This window comes from Micromonospora phytophila (assembly GCF_023656545.1).
Classification (GTDB): domain Bacteria; phylum Actinomycetota; class Actinomycetes; order Mycobacteriales; family Micromonosporaceae; genus Micromonospora; species Micromonospora phytophila.
Window position 1 is genome coordinate 68,810 of the sequence record NZ_JAMOKF010000003.1, and the last position, 14,032, is coordinate 82,841.

The 14,032-nt window shown below is 67.1% G+C and carries 13 protein-coding genes and 4 pseudogenes; 10 read left to right on the forward strand and 7 right to left on the reverse strand.

Going from position 1 to position 14,032, the window contains the following annotated elements:
* Window positions 1-6 precede the first annotated feature (6 nt).
* From NCC78_RS01155 to NCC78_RS01165, 3 genes are all read left to right on the forward strand, one after another.
* Complete coding sequence (locus NCC78_RS01155; protein WP_250791170.1) at window positions 7-381, forward strand: transposase family protein; 375 nt, start codon at window positions 7-9, stop codon at window positions 379-381.
* Between the two features lie 240 nt (window positions 382-621).
* On the forward strand, window positions 622-1,320 hold the full coding sequence (locus NCC78_RS01160; RefSeq protein WP_250791171.1) for an MBL fold metallo-hydrolase: 699 nt from the start codon (window positions 622-624) through the stop codon (window positions 1,318-1,320).
* A gap of 450 nt (window positions 1,321-1,770) precedes the next feature.
* Complete coding sequence (locus NCC78_RS01165; RefSeq protein ID WP_250791172.1) at window positions 1,771-2,862, forward strand: IS630 family transposase; 1,092 nt, start codon at window positions 1,771-1,773, stop codon at window positions 2,860-2,862.
* 21 nt (window positions 2,863-2,883) lie between these two features.
* Here the strand turns inward: NCC78_RS01165 and NCC78_RS01170 are convergent, their stop codons facing one another.
* From NCC78_RS01170 to NCC78_RS01180, 4 genes and pseudogenes are all read right to left on the reverse strand, one after another.
* Window positions 2,884-3,285, reverse strand: coding sequence for a hypothetical protein (locus NCC78_RS01170; protein ID WP_443677192.1), 402 nt, complete (start codon window positions 3,283-3,285; stop codon window positions 2,884-2,886).
* Between the two features lie 16 nt (window positions 3,286-3,301).
* Window positions 3,302-3,403: pseudogene (locus tag NCC78_RS32325) on the reverse strand (HNH endonuclease); the annotation flags it as partial.
* Between the two features lie 1,132 nt (window positions 3,404-4,535).
* Window positions 4,536-4,742: pseudogene (locus NCC78_RS32335) on the reverse strand (IS701 family transposase); the annotation flags it as partial.
* A 176-nt stretch (window positions 4,743-4,918) separates the two neighbouring features.
* Complete coding sequence (locus NCC78_RS01180) at window positions 4,919-5,278, reverse strand: MerR family transcriptional regulator (protein ID WP_250791173.1); 360 nt, start codon at window positions 5,276-5,278, stop codon at window positions 4,919-4,921.
* 135 nt (window positions 5,279-5,413) lie between these two features.
* On the opposite strand from NCC78_RS01180, the gene NCC78_RS01185 reads away from it, so the two are divergent.
* The 3 genes and pseudogenes from NCC78_RS01185 to NCC78_RS01195 all read left to right on the forward strand — a co-directional run bounded on the left by NCC78_RS01185 (window position 5,414) and on the right by NCC78_RS01195 (window position 8,563).
* Entirely contained in the window at window positions 5,414-6,874 is a 1,461-nt protein-coding gene (locus NCC78_RS01185; RefSeq protein ID WP_250791174.1) for an MFS transporter, read from the forward strand.
* A gap of 220 nt (window positions 6,875-7,094) precedes the next feature.
* Window positions 7,095-7,930: pseudogene (locus NCC78_RS01190) on the forward strand (IS5 family transposase).
* A gap of 267 nt (window positions 7,931-8,197) precedes the next feature.
* On the forward strand, window positions 8,198-8,563 hold the full coding sequence (locus NCC78_RS01195) for a hypothetical protein (protein WP_250791184.1): 366 nt from the start codon (window positions 8,198-8,200) through the stop codon (window positions 8,561-8,563).
* Between the two features lie 15 nt (window positions 8,564-8,578).
* On the opposite strand, the pseudogene NCC78_RS01200 reads toward NCC78_RS01195, so the two are convergent.
* Window positions 8,579-9,243 (reverse strand): annotated as a pseudogene (locus NCC78_RS01200) (IS5 family transposase); the annotation flags it as partial.
* A gap of 156 nt (window positions 9,244-9,399) precedes the next feature.
* Between NCC78_RS01200 and NCC78_RS01205 the strand changes: the two are divergent.
* Window positions 9,400-10,059 (forward strand): carboxymuconolactone decarboxylase family protein, encoded by a 660-nt coding sequence (locus NCC78_RS01205; protein ID WP_250791175.1) that lies wholly within the window; start codon window positions 9,400-9,402, stop codon window positions 10,057-10,059.
* A gap of 232 nt (window positions 10,060-10,291) precedes the next feature.
* Window positions 10,292-11,446 carry a haloalkane dehalogenase gene (locus tag NCC78_RS01210; protein ID WP_250791176.1) on the forward strand — a complete coding sequence of 385 codons (1,155 nt, stop codon included), beginning with the start codon at window positions 10,292-10,294 and terminating at the stop codon, window positions 11,444-11,446.
* Between the two features lie 357 nt (window positions 11,447-11,803).
* On the opposite strand, the gene NCC78_RS01215 is transcribed toward NCC78_RS01210, so the two are convergent.
* Window positions 11,804-12,145, reverse strand: coding sequence for a group II intron maturase-specific domain-containing protein (locus tag NCC78_RS01215; protein ID WP_308220844.1), 342 nt, complete (start codon window positions 12,143-12,145; stop codon window positions 11,804-11,806).
* A 62-nt stretch (window positions 12,146-12,207) separates the two neighbouring features.
* On the opposite strand from NCC78_RS01215, the gene NCC78_RS01220 reads away from it, so the two are divergent.
* Entirely contained in the window at window positions 12,208-13,074 is an 867-nt protein-coding gene (locus tag NCC78_RS01220) for an IS110 family transposase (protein ID WP_250791178.1), read from the forward strand.
* Complete coding sequence (locus NCC78_RS01225) at window positions 12,968-13,345, forward strand: transposase (protein ID WP_250791183.1); 378 nt, start codon at window positions 12,968-12,970, stop codon at window positions 13,343-13,345. Before NCC78_RS01220 ends, NCC78_RS01225 begins: the two co-directional genes overlap by 107 nt.
* 239 nt (window positions 13,346-13,584) lie before the next feature.
* Here the strand turns inward: NCC78_RS01225 and NCC78_RS01230 are convergent.
* The coding region (locus NCC78_RS01230) for a PhzF family phenazine biosynthesis protein (RefSeq protein ID WP_250791179.1) at window positions 13,585-14,032 on the reverse strand (448 nt) is incomplete at its 5' end.

Sequence of the window (14,032 nt, forward strand, 5' to 3'; positions counted from 1 at the left end):
GTAACCGTGGTCGCGGCGGCGGTCTGGGCGGTCGTCGCTGGTTACCGCTCGTACGCGGCGATCGGTGAGTGGGTCGCTGATCTACCCGCTGATACCGCGGCTGCGCTGGGGATCGACGCAGACCGGCGGCCGTCAGAGGCCATGATCCGCAGGTTGTTGCAGGCCCTGGACCCCGATCGGCTGGCCGCGGTGATCGGTGCCTGGCTCGCCACACAGCTGCCCGCGCCGCCAGCGGGAACACGCCGGGTGATCGCCGTGGATGGCAAGACGTTGCGTGGCTCCCGCACCAGCGACACGGTCGCCCGGCACGTCTTCGCCGCCGCCGACCAGACCACCGGTGTCGTGCTGGCCAGCACCGACGTCGTCGGACTTGCGACGTGAACGAACTGGGAGACTTCCGCGTTCGTTCAGCCCAGGCGCATACCGGATCTGATCAGGCACTCGTCGCCACTATCTGCGGCTGACGCGGGCAGCCGGTCCCCGTCGTCGCGTCACCAGCGGTCGCACCGCGGTGGCCAGCCTCCTGCCGTGGCTGCGGGTCGGCGGAGGTTTACGCGGCGCGCGGAATCGCTCACAGCGCAACCCCGTGGCGGGCGACGCCGCGCACAGTACGTTCGCGGCATGGAGACGATCGAACTACTGCCCGACCTGCACTTACTCCGCTTTCCAGTCGGCCAGGCGTACCTCTGGCGGGACACCGACTCGCTCACCCTGATCGACACCGGGCCAGCCGGTTCCGGCGAGCACATCGCCGCCGCCATCCAGCGTCTCGGCACACCGGACCAGCTGCGTCAGATCGTCCTCACCCACTTCCACGACGACCACGCGGGCTCCGCCGCCGAGGTCGCCGCCTGGCACGGCGCCCCGGTGCTGGCGCACCGCCTCGACGCCCCCGTGATCCGTACGGAGGCGCCGGGGCCGCCGCCGAACTTCACCGACCAGGAGCGGGTGCTGCACGCGCAGATCGCCTCCGACCTGCCGGCGGCGCCGCCCTGCCGGGTGGACCGTGAACTGGAGGACGGCGACGTGATCGACTTCGGCGGCGGCGCCCAGGTGGTCTGGGGACCGGGCCACACCGACGGCAGCATCGGCCTGCATGTGCCGAGCTCCCGCGTGCTGTTCACCGGCGACACCGTGGCCAGCTGGGAGGGACAGGTGATCTTCGGGGTGTTCCACATCGACCGGACGCGCGCGGCGGAGTCGTTCCGCCGGTTCGCGAATCTGGACGTGGACATCGCCTGTTTCGGTCACGGCGACCCGGTGCGGTCCGACGCGTCGGCGGCGCTGCGGGCGGCAGCGGCGGAACAGCTCACCGAATGAGCCGGATCATCCCATCGGCGGACACAGAGCCGACCAGAGATTGCGGATGACGGGGGCTCGCGCTTGCGAGGTGGTCACGAAAGCGCCAATCGGGCGCCGGAGCAACGGCAGGGTCGGATGAACCGCACAGCACCACCGTGACCCACGACCGGCCATCCGCGACGGGATGGTCAGATGTCGGCCGGCCGGTCCCGCGCAGCGCGGTCCTGCCGGCCCACGCGGTCGCGCGGTCGCGCGGTCGCGCGGGCCGTACTCCCCTCCGACGCCTGGCGCACCGCGGTACCCTTTCCCCTGGTCGGCTGCTCGGTGCGAATGGGTGGAGTCTGCCCGCGAAGAACACGGGCGGGACTTATCAGTGACCCACAACTCGTTCGGGCCGGTGCGGGAGAATTGGCGGTCGACTAGTGTCCTGCGCCGGAAATTCGCCTGATAAATGGGTAGGGTGATGGGATGCCGAGAACTGGGCGTCCCACTGCGCCGCTGACGCTGACCGACGGAGAGCGAGCGACGTTGACGCGGTGGGCACGTCGGGCGAAGTCGTCGCAGGTCCTGGCGATGCGTTCGCGGATCGTCCTGGCTTGTGCTGAAGGTGCGTCGAACACCGACGTCGCAAGGGATCTCGGAGTGCATTTGTCCACCGTGGGCAAGTGGCGGCGGCGGTTTCTGAAGCTGCGGCTGGACGGACTGATGGACGAGCAGCGACCGGGCCGCCCGCCGTCGATCAGCCTCGACCAGGTCGAGGACGTGGTGGTGACGACGTTGGATCGGACCCCGCGCAACGCCACCCACTGGTCACGCACGTCGATGGCCGAGAAGTCGGGGTTGTCGAAGTCCACGATCGGGCGAATCTGGCGGGATTTCGGCCTCAAGCCACACCGCAGCGACACCTTCAAGCTGTCCACGGACCCGCTGTTCATCGAGAAGGTCGTCGACGTCGTCGGGCTCTACCACAACCCGCCCGAGCGGGCCGTCGTGCTCTGCGTTGACGAGAAGAGCCAGATCCAGGCGCTCGACAGATCCCAACCAGTCCTACCGATGATGCCCGGCATGCCCGAACGGCGCACCCACGACTACGCCCGCAACGGGATCACCAGCCTGTTTGCCGCGTTCAACATCGCCGACGGCAGTGTCATCGGCGAGTTGCATCGCCAGCACCGAGCCGTCGAGTTCAAGAAGTTCCTGATCACGATCGACAAGGCGGTGCCAGCCGAGTTGGACGTGCACCTGGTCTGCGACAACTACGGCACCCACAAGACCCCGACCGTGCGGGCCTGGCTGGCCAGACACCCCCGGTTCCACATGCACTTCACCCCGACCGGCTCGTCCTGGATCAACCAGGTCGAGCGCTGGTTCGGCCACCTCACAGAGCAGAAGATCCGCCGCGGCGCCCACAAAAGCATCCAAGCCCTGGAAGCCGACATCCGCTCCTGGATCGCCGACTGGAACCGCGACCCACGGCCGTTCACCTGGACCAAGACCGCCGAAGAGATCCTCGAATCACTCGCACGCTTTTGTAGGCGAATTTCCGGCGCAGGACACTAGTACTCCAGCCGGGGATCGTGATCATGGCTCGATGAGTGCTTGTCGGGTGTAGTGGCTGGTCTTGGCTCGGGCTTGGTGGCGGCGTCGACGGATGGACCAGAGCAGCGGTTCGGTGCGGCGGCGGGTGGGTTCGATGTTCAGGACGTTGAATAGGTGGCGTAGCTCGTTGACGGTCAGCGGGATCAGATCGGCCGGGTCGTAGCGGTGGCGGTGGTCGGCGGTCGCGGCGGCGAGGAAGGCGTGGGCGAGGATCGCGAGGGTGGTCCAGCGGTGCCAGGAGGTCCAGCGGCGGTGTTGGTGCTGGTCCAGGCCGAGTCCGGTCTTCGCGGCTTGGGTTGGGTGGGCCGCGCGGCGAGGTGCCCGTGGGTGGGGTCCTCTTCCGCGCGGCCTCCCGCCGAACCGGACGTGCGAGTTTCCCCGCATCCGGCTCTCCAATGACCTATGCCGTGAGTGTGGTGGGTTGGCCTGCGTGGATGTGGTCGTGGCAGGTGTCGCAGACGACAAGGGCTTTGCGTTTGCGTCGGGCCATGACGGCTGCCCATGCGGGCTGGGTGGGTCCGGGCGGGCCGAGCTCAGCGAGGGGTGCGGACGTGGTGCACGTTCATGTGTCCGGTCTGCTCGCAGAGCTCGCACCGCCGTTTCAGCAGGCGGTTGATCAGCTCTTTTCGAGGGTGATGCAGCCCATCCGGTTGGCGGTCGTCGATGACCGCTGTTTTCTGCCGCTGTAGAGGGATGCCCGAACCTGGCGACCAGTGGTTTCCTGCCTTCGCGGTGCAGGGTCGCCTCGAAGCAGACCCGTGGCCCGCTCGGCGTAACGATTTTGGCCTGGTGTTTGCGGGCCATCCTCGTCGGCGTCGAGTGGTGCTTGGAGGCCAAGGTCCGTAGCAGCGAGGACAGCATGACCCACCGCAGCCGGTGAAGTCGTTGGACGTCTCCGGCGAGCAGGTAGTACTGGACGATGCCCCGATACTCAGCCCCGTAGGTCGCGACGATGGTGTAGTCGTCACGGTTGATGATCGGGGTGCGGCGCGCGGGGGGCCGCGCTGGAGGTATCGGGCGCATTTGGCCTGGATCACCGACCGGGGCACCCGCAGAGCCACCTGGCCGTTGACGTTGCGTCGGCCACGGGTCAGCTTGCGGTCGTTGTGCTGGACGGTGACGTCGTAGCCGGGGAATCTCGCCGCGCCGGTGCGGGCGTGGGTGATCAGCATCTTGGCGTGGTTCAGTTCCAGCTTGAGGTCGTCACGCAGGAACTGGGTCAGCCGCTGTTTGATTTCCTCGGCTTCGGCCTTGGGTCCGGCGAACCCGAGCAGGTGGTCGTCGGCATAGCGGATGTATCGCAGCCGGCGGTAGCCCGGGTCGTTCGGGTCCGAGCTGGGCAGGGCCAGCATCGCTTTGCGCAGCGTCCTGGCTTGGGCGCGGTCGCCGCGCCTGCGGGCCTTGGCCAGCTCGTTGGCCACTTGGAGGTAGGCCGGGTTCCGGGCCCGTCGTCTCCCTCGGGTGTAGTGCGGAATCGGAACCGTCTCAACGAAGCGGTCCAGCCGGTGCAGGTAGATGTTGGACAAGATCGGGGAGGCGACCCCGCCCTGCGGCGCGCCGCTGAGCGTGGCGTTCCAGGTCCAGTCCTCCAGGTATCCGGCCTGCAGCATGTTGCGCAGCAGCCGCAGGAAGCGGAACGCGCGGACGTCGGCGCGGACCGCGGTGTCGTCCCACTTCACCCGGGTCAGCAGGTCCTGCATCCCGTCCGGGCCGGCGTCACCGGCGTGCTCCGCGATGGTCCAGCAGTTCTTCGCCGGCAACGGCGCCAACAAGCCCCGCACGAAGTCACGCACCCGGCGGCGAGGCTCCGGCCTGCGGAAGCGGTGCCCGACCGTCAACATCAGGTCGTCGAACAACCCCCGCCACCGCTGCGCGTCTACCCTGTATCCGGCGGCCACCGCTGCGTCATGGCCAGTCCACACAACCGTCCATGATCGACGGTGGCTGCCCTCATACCTGCTCCGGCCCAAAGCCTCCCGCAGCCAATGTCAACATCCCCGGCTGGAGTATTAGACAGCTAGCGACGGCGGACGGCGTCGAGGTAGGCGCTGATCGCGTCCCGGTTCCTGGTGAGGCAGCGGATCCGCGAGTCCATCTGCTCGCGTTCACGCTCGAGGGTCGCTATCAGGTCAGGGGGCGCGTTCGAGAGGTGGATTGTGCACGGGTTTTCGAGGCATGGAAGAACGTCCTTGATGATCTTGGTTGGCAGGCCTGCGTCGAGCAATCCACGGATCTGCATGACGCGGTCGACCAGGGGCTCGCCGTAGTCCCGGTAGCCGTTCGCCGCTCGGTCCGGAAAGAGCAATCCCTGCTGCTCGTAGTAGCGCAGCAGGCGAGCGGACACGCCTGTTCGTTCAGCCAGCTCGCCGATCCTCACAGTGACGCACCTCTCGACCGCTGTCCTTCACACTGATGTCAATGTTTGAGCATAGCCTTCGTGACAGTTCCCAGATCGCGCGCGCCTTCACCGGTTCCCGCCGCTGCCCCGACGGCGAAGGCTCAGCTGCGCGCGGTGGTCGCGTCGACCATTGCGATGACGACCGAACGCCGATCTGCCACTCTGGCTGTGCTGTCGGTGGCACAGTTCCTGATCGCCCTCGACTACTCGATCATCTATATCGCCCTGCCCAACATCGCGAGCGACCTGCGCCTCGAACCCGCGCTCGCCCAGTGGGTCATCAGCGCCTACGCCGCCTTCTTCGCGGGATTTCTGATCGTCGGCGGCCGCCTGTCGGACCGGGTCGGACCCAAGCGCCTCTTCATCGTCGCGACCATCGCATTCGGCGCGGCCAGCGCGATCGGCGGTGCGGCGCAAGACGGAACCTTGCTGCTGATCGCCCGCAGCGCCCAAGGGCTGGCCGCGGCCCTTCTGCAGCCCGCTGTCCTCGGTCTTATCGGCACGACGTTCCCCGCAGGGCCGTCGCGGAACAGGGCGCTGGCGGTCTGGGGCTCAGTTGGAGCGTCAGGGCTCGCCGCCGGCGCCGTTCTCGGTGGCCTTCTCACCACAGCGTCGTGGCGGCTGACCTTTGTCATCAACGTCCCGTTGACGCTCCTGTGTGCGTTGGGCGCGGCCGTCTGGGTCGGCACAATCCGGGACCGCGCTGCAGGTGACCGCATCCCGACGCTCGCGTCGGTGCTCGGCACCTGCACCGCGCTCACGTTGCTCCTTGGACTCACCCTCAGCCCTGGAATGGGCGGGAACTCTATATTGCCCGTCGCCTGCCTCGGCCTCGCGCTGGCTCTGTTCCTGGGATTCGTCCGCAACGAAAAGACCTCTCGCAACGTCCTGATCCAGCCCGTCCTCCGGCGCACGGGCTCGCTGCGTACCGGAGCGGCGGCGACCGCGCTGTACATGGCGAGCGTCGGTTCCGAGTTCTACCTGCTCACCCTTCTCCTGCAAAATATGAAGGACTACACGCCCTTGCGGGCAGGGCTCGCGTTCCTCCCGCTGGCACTCATGGTCACCGCGGGGAGCGCGACCGCGGGTCGCGCCATTGGACGGTTCGGCCCAGCCACCGTGCTCATCGGCGGGTTCGCCACCGCAACCCTGGGCCTTGCCTGGCTCTCACTCACCCTGCACGGGGACTCATACGTCATCGACTTGCTCCCCGGACTGGTCCTCAGTGGATTTGGGCACGGGGCCATTTATACCGCGATGTTCGTCATCGGCACCCGCGACGTGCCATCCGCGCAGCAGAGCACGGCAGGTGCCTTGCTGACGACATCCCAGTACCTATCGGGGGCCCTTACGGTGGCCGTCCTGACGCTCACGCTCGGCCCGTCACCGGACTACCTGAACTTCCGGACCGCCTTCCTCGTCACCACCGCGGCGGCCGCGGCGGGCGCCGCCCTCGTCCTATTGCAGCGGCGTCGCCTCGAGGCGGCCGGACTGCGCCGCCGGCAGGATACCTTCGGTGAGACACCAGCCGACGCCACCACCAGCACGGTCGAGGGCCAGCCGGACGAGCCCTAACTGGGCGTTTTGATCACCCCCACTACGTATTGCTGCTTTCGTGGGCCTGTCGCCGGTGAGGCGTCGGCAGGGTCGAATGATTACCACTGGGACCAGGCTCACCTGATTGATGCCGATGCGAGATGCCCTGCTTTGATCCGCAGATCGTGTCTGGTTCGAAAGTTCGGCAATCGTCGGACCCAACTGCGATCCACAATCTAGTCCACAGCAGACGTGTCGTATGGCCGAGCGACCCGCCTACCCCTCCGACCTGTCCGACGCCCGCTGGGCGCTGATCGCACCACGGCTGACCGCCTGGCGCCAGGCCCGCACCGACGCCGGGATCGGCGGACGTACCGCCACCCACGACCTGCGGGAGATCTTCAACGCCATCCTCTACGTCAACCGCACCGGCATCGCCTGGCGCTACCTGCCCCACGACTTCCCGTCCTGGCAGACCGTCTACGGCTACTTCACCGCCTGGACCGCCGACGGCATCTTCACCCAGCTCAACTACGACTCACCGGCCTGGCCCTCGCCAAGGCCGGACGCGCCACGCAGCCGTCGGCCTGCGTCATCGACACCCAGAGCGTGAAGACCTCCACCAACCACCACTGGCCAGCCAGGGCATCGACGCCGGCAAGAAGATCGTCGGACGCAAACGCGGCATCGTCACCGACACTCTCGGCCTGCTGCTCGCGGTCATCGTCACCGCCGCCAGCGCCAGCGGCAACACCATAGGCATCAACCTGCTGGAACAAGCCGAAGCCGCCCACCCCGCCCCGGCCGAGACCTGGGTCGACGCCGGCTTCAAGAACAGGGTGATCGAACACGGCGCCACCCTCGGCATCGACGTCGAGGTCGTCGCCAAAAGACCCGCACATCAAAGGGTTCTCGGTGGTCAAACGCCGATGGGTCATCGAACGCACCCTCGGCTGGATCATGCTGCACCGGCGCCTGGCCCGTGACTACGAAGCCCTACCCGACAACTCCGCCAGCATGATCCAAATCGCCAAGTTCGACAGCCTTACCAAACGCGTCACCAACGAAACCACCCCAGCCTGGCGAGACGACTGAAGGCAGCAATCACTCGCAAAATACGTGAATCGGACGCCCTCTAACAACCAGCCGGAATGGCACGAGGGCCGCTCGCCGGAGCCTGATCAGCGACGGGGGTACGTGACGGGCCCCGTGTGCCGGGGCATCACTGGTCAACGCCGCGCCCGACGGCGGCGCGGAGCCCCGGAGAGATGGCGGTCACCTTGATTGCCAACGCTCGTTGGAATACGCTCGTTGGCAAACAGGCGTTGGCCACACGGCGTGACCACGCCTCGAGTCTAGGAGGTGGAAGCGATGCACGTGATGATTCGTCGATACAAGATGAGCGGCTCGATGGACGACCTGATGCGCAAGGTCGATCAGCAGTTCGCGGCGCAACTTTCCGCAGGAGCACCCTCGGACATCGGAGCGCCGGTTGAGGTGCCGGCGGGAATCGTGAGCTACCAGGCCGTACGCACCGGCACGGACACTCTGCTGACCATCACGGTGTTCGACTCCGAGGAGTATCTCGAGCGGGCTCAGCAGGGGGCTGCGGCAATCCGCAGGAGCCTCGCCGAGTTCAACGTCGAGGAGATCGAGACGTTCACGGGCGAAGTCGCGATCCACCGCGCCAGCGAAAAGCTGCTGCCCTCGGTGCGGCCATCCGCTTAGGCTGTTGGTGAGGCGGCGGTAGCAGATCAGGGTGCTGGCGATGGTGGCGAAGGCCTCGTAGTGGTCGCCTTTGCGGTCGTAACGGCGGACAAGGCGCCGGTGGCGCATGAGCCAGGACAGGCACGACTCGACGATCCAGCGGTGACGGCCCAGACGCTGGGAGGACTCGATGCCCTTGCGGGGCGATACGGACTGTAATTCCTCGCTGGCGGGCCTCGGCGCGCAGTTCGCGGGTGTCGTACGCCTTGTCGGCGTGCAGCTTGTCCGGCCGCCACCGGCGGCGTCCGGCCGGTGTGCGGATCGCGGGACGCTGTCGAGCACGGGCAACAGCAGGCTGCTGTCGTGAACGTTCGCGGCGGTGACCAGCAACGCCAGGGGCAAGCCGGCCCGGCCGCAGACGACATGGACCTTACTGCCCGGTTTGCCGCAGTTGACCGGGTTCGGCCCGGTCATGTCGCCCCCTTTCCCGCCCGCACGCTGATCGAGTCGACCACCGCCCGCGATCAGTCGATCCGGCGGTCACTGCCGAGCCGGTCCAGGGTCGCCTCCCGGTCGTCCACCCGCCGCCGACCACCACCCTGCCGACGAACCGGCGCGGACGGGATCAACGGCGCCGCGATCTCCCACAGATCATCCGGCGCCAAGTACGGATCATGGCTTGGTCCACGGAAGCAGATCATGCCGGAGCTAAACGATCATCCAAATAAGACATTCTCCTAGTCCGCCGACGACTGACGGCCGGTCGCCGGGTCGGAGCGCGCTTGGCGCCACCACCAGGGTCACGCGGCTCGACGCAGGGCGACCCTTCTCGCACCTACCGAAGGATTGGATTGACCATGGTAGAGCTGCCCAGCAGCCCGCTCGCCGACGTCGATCCCGAGTTCGAGCGCATGGCGCTGGAAACGGGTGGCCTCACCTATCAGCTGACCGGGACGAGCATCCGGGAAAAGCTGTTGCAGAACCTCACTAACGATGTCTGTCGACTCCAAATGGGCCTGGCGTTCGAGCTGCATGTCACGGCCGCGAACATGCACGGCATCCCGTACGCCGACCTGCTCGCCTTGATCAGGTTCGTCGCGCCGTACGCCGGCTACCCGGCTGCGGCCGATGCCCTGGCGCGACTGAAAGAGGTCGCGACCAGCATCGGCATGGACACGACGGCAGACGAGACGCTGACGGTGGAACCCGGTGACGGGAAACCCATCGAGAGCCTCCACGCGACCGATCCGTGGATGGTGGAGTTCCTCGCCTCACGCACCCACCGTGCCTGGTCTGAGGAGCGATTGAGCCGACGCGAACGTGCCTTCATAGCGCTGACCACCGACGTGAGCCAACAGACCCTCGGACATTCGTTCCGGCGGCACACACGACTCGCGCTGGACGCGGGCGCCACCAGGGACGAGGTTCGCGATGTGGTCAGGTTCTGCGCGGAAATGAGCCTGGCGAAGGCAGTCACCGCATTGGCTGAGCTCGACGTCGTCCTCGCCGAGTTGTAAGCGACCCAGAGCCTCCCGACCACCCACGTCACTGGCATGCAGGGGTGACGCTGGTGGCGGCGGTGATCGTCACGGAGCGACCGTCTAGTGCGGACGGCAGCGCGGGTCCTCCGCGATCACCTCCATTAAGCCAGACTCCCACGCCCGGTCGGCGGTGATGGCGGCCGCAGGGTGCACCATCTCGGCCGTGACGGTGATGGGACGAGACTCACCCAAGAAAGCGAGGAATACCATGATCGACAAAACACCAGCCAGTACTGCGTTCGCTCTCGGTGGCGCTCCTGATCACGGCGGGCCGGATTCAGGAAAAGGTGATGCGCGAGACCGGCGAAGGTTTCTTGCTGGCGCCGCAGCGCTGACGGGCGGCGCCCTGCTCGGGCCCGCCGTGAATGTGACGACTCCCGCAGGCGCTGCGCCGACGAGCGGGTCGGCACTGGCTGATGATCCAAAGGCGTTGCGCACGCCGGATGAGCGGTTCGCTCATCTGCCGGATTATCCGTTCAAGCCGAATTACGCCCGGATCAAGCTCGGCGATGGTTCCGGTGCCGAACTGCGGATGCACTACCTCGACGAACGGCCGCGTGATCCGGCGAAGGCGTCCGGGGAGACTGTCCTGCTGTTGCACGGCAATCCTTCCTGGAGCTATCTCTACCGGCACGTCATCCCGCCCCTGGTGGCGGCGGGACACCGCTGTGTAGCCCCGGACCTTGTCGGATTCGGCAAGTCCGACAAGGTCGTGGACCGTTTCGCGTACACCTGGCAGAGTCACGTGGAGTGGCTGCGCGAAGCCGTGTTCGATCGCCTTGACCTGCGTGATGTAACTATGGTGTGCCATGACTGGGGCGGCATGGTGGGGCTGCTTCTATTGGCGCAGCATCCGGACCGTTTCCGGCGCGTTGTCGCCTCGAACACCGGACTGAGGGAAGGGGGCGGGGATCTCGGCCCGGGCTGGGAGCATCTCGCGAAGTGGGTGCAGTTCACCCAACGGACCAAACAGCTCGAGCCAGGACAGATTGTCGATGGCTTCTCCCTCACCCATCTCGATCCCGCTGTGCAGGCCGCCTACAACGCGCCCTACCCTGACGACAGGTACCTGCATGGTGTCCGCCGGTTCGCCGCGATCATCCCCATCACGGAAAACGACGAGGCGAACCCAGCGATCAGAGCTGCCTGGAAGGTGCTGGAAAGTCTCCAGACGCCGTTCCTATGCGCATTCAGCGCCGAGGACCATGTCACCCGGGGTGACCATACGTCCCTGAGTGGGCGTATCCCGGGCGCTCAAGGCCAGCCCCACACCGCCATCGCTGACGCCGCCCACTTCGTTCAAGAGGACCAGGCGGCTGAGTTCGCCCAGGTTGTCGCCGATTTCATTAGCTTGACTAGCTAGTCGGTTACTTCGCGCAGCAACGAATTGCGTGCGCGATTGCCGATCGAAGCGAAATGCCGTGAGGGGGCGGCCCACGGGCCGGCCAGGATGGCCTTTCCACACGGGCCCGGCGGGCCGCCTCCTGCCCAGGTCGCGGCGCCAATAACTGTTGTCTCCTGACGCGACAACTCAGGCGCACGACAACTCACGCTGCCATCCACGCCTGATAGACGCGGAGCGGCTCTGGTGATCGAGCTGGGTGATTCGAGATTCCAAGCACCGGGCGGCCATCTCCCGGTGATGATCAGGCTAAGGGTCGGGTGGCCGGAGGGAGTCTCACCCTCCGGCTCCCACAGGACCGTGCGTAACGATCTCTCGTTACACGGCTCTTGTCATCCTGGTCACCAGAACGTCGGTGTCCATGTCCAGTGAGCGAAGAGCCTGGGGTGCTGGCGGGTGATGCGTTGCCAGCGCTCGTGGGCCTTCTTGAAACTTCTGGAGCCGTTTGAACTTCTTGCGGATCCGTCGCACCAGGTAGGCGTTGATGCGTCGCAGGAGGGGAAACAGCGCGGAGCGGTAGAAGGCCCCGTAGTACTGCAGCCAGCCGCGCACGACCGGGTTGGTCCGTTGCGCGAGTTCAGTGAAGGTCAAGTGCGTCCGCATGTGAAGCCGCCAGGAGCGGACTTCTCCGCTGATCTTCTTCAGGGCGTCCTTGCTGATCGCGGGCTACCTATTGACTGGTGCTACGACCGCAGCCAGGCCAGGCTTGGTCGAGGTGACCGGTGGGGTCGCTCTCATCGCGGCTGCCCACCGCAGGTTCGCGGGAGAAGGCGCTCGGGCAGGGCCGGTTCGGCACCGACCGCGACGGCTACCAGGCCATGCTCGCCGCCGGCCGCAAGCACAAGGACCGCCTGTGGGCGGTCGAGGGCTGCAACGGCATCGGCCGGCACGTCGCTCAACGCCTGGTCGCCGACGGCGAGACAGTCGTGGACGTGCCCGCGAAGCTGTCCGCCCGCGCCCGCGTGTTCGCCACCGGCCAGGGCCGCACGACCGACCCGGTCGACGCCCGCAGCGTCGCCGTGGTCGCCCTGCGCACCGAAGGCCTGCGACAGGTCGTCACCGACGACACCACGGTCGCGTTACGGCTGCTCGTCGACCGCCGTGACCAACTCGGCCGCGCCCGCACCGACGTGGTCTCCCGGCCGCACCACCTGCTACTCGAACTGGTGCCCGGCGGCGCGAAAAAGGACCTGTCCGCCCAGCAGGCCCGCGCCCTGCTGGGCACCGTGCGCCCACGCGACGTGGTCGGCAAGACCCGCCGCCGGCTGGCCTCCGAGCTGATCGGCGAACTCGTCGTCATCGACAAGAAAATCAAAACCGCGAAACAGGAACTCACCGACCTGGTCAACAGCACCGGAAGCCGGCTGATGGACCTGACCGACATCGGACCGTCCGGCGCCGCCCGCCTGACCGGGCGACATCAGCGACATCGCCCGGTTCACCAGCCGCGCCCACTTCGCCTCGTGAAACGGCACCGCACCGATCGACGCCTCGTCCGGCGACCAGAACCGGCACCGCCTCTCCAGAGCCGGGAACCGGCGCATCAACCGCGCGCTGCACATCACGGCCATCGTCAAACTGCGCCATGACACCGAAGGCCGCCGCTACTACCGGCGCAGACTAACCGCGGGCAAAACCCCGATGGAAGCCCTACGGGCACTGAAGCGGCGGCTGTCCGACATCGCCTATCGGCAGATGCTCGCCGACGCGAAGCCGGTCAGGACGGGTCCGGGAGGACACACGGGGGCGACTCTAAAATCCAGCGCGGCCGACCTGAACCCCGAGATCGACACTTCGGAAAAGTCACTTCCCGGACCCGCCACACCCCAGCCTAGAACATCCCTCTTGATCATCACTTGATGACACACAGAGGCGCTCTCGAGCCTCTGCCGCCTAAGGCGACGCCCGGCGCGCGCGGGCCAAATGAGAGCCGAACGACCAGCGTGGGCAGCCGATGCGAGAGCGGTGGGCCGAGCGTCTGACCGAGCCTCACCAGGCGGCGGTCATGGAGAAAGGTCAACAAGTAGCCGATGTGTGGGCGTTGCGACCAGCGGCCGGCAGTGGCGGAGAAGCCGCGGCTCGCGGCCGGGCTGGCCGGCTCAGAGGGTGCCGGTGCGGGTTATCGTCGCAGCGCCGCCTACCAGAATCCTCGGACCGGTCGGGCTCTGGCGGGTGGAGGCGGTGATGGTGGCGGGGTTGCCGAGAGCGTCGCCCATGTCGACGCTGAGGTCGGTGACGCCGCGGTCGGCTAGGTGGGCGGCGAGGCAGGCGGTGCTGTTGGCGTTGGCGATGTCCTCGGGGACGCCGATCGAGGGGGCGAACATACGTGCCATGACGCGGCCGGAGCTCGTCGGCGCCGAGTGGACGTAGCAGCCGAGTAACCCGAGCTGGTCGCAGGCCGCGCGGAGCCGGTTGAGGTCGGGGGCGAGAGCTGCGACGGCTTCGGGCGTGGCAACCGGGACCAGCATCCGAGCCCGGCCCAGCGAGGCGACGCAGGCGCCGGGGGCGAGCACGTCGGGGCCAACGCCGAGGGCGGCGAGCACGAGA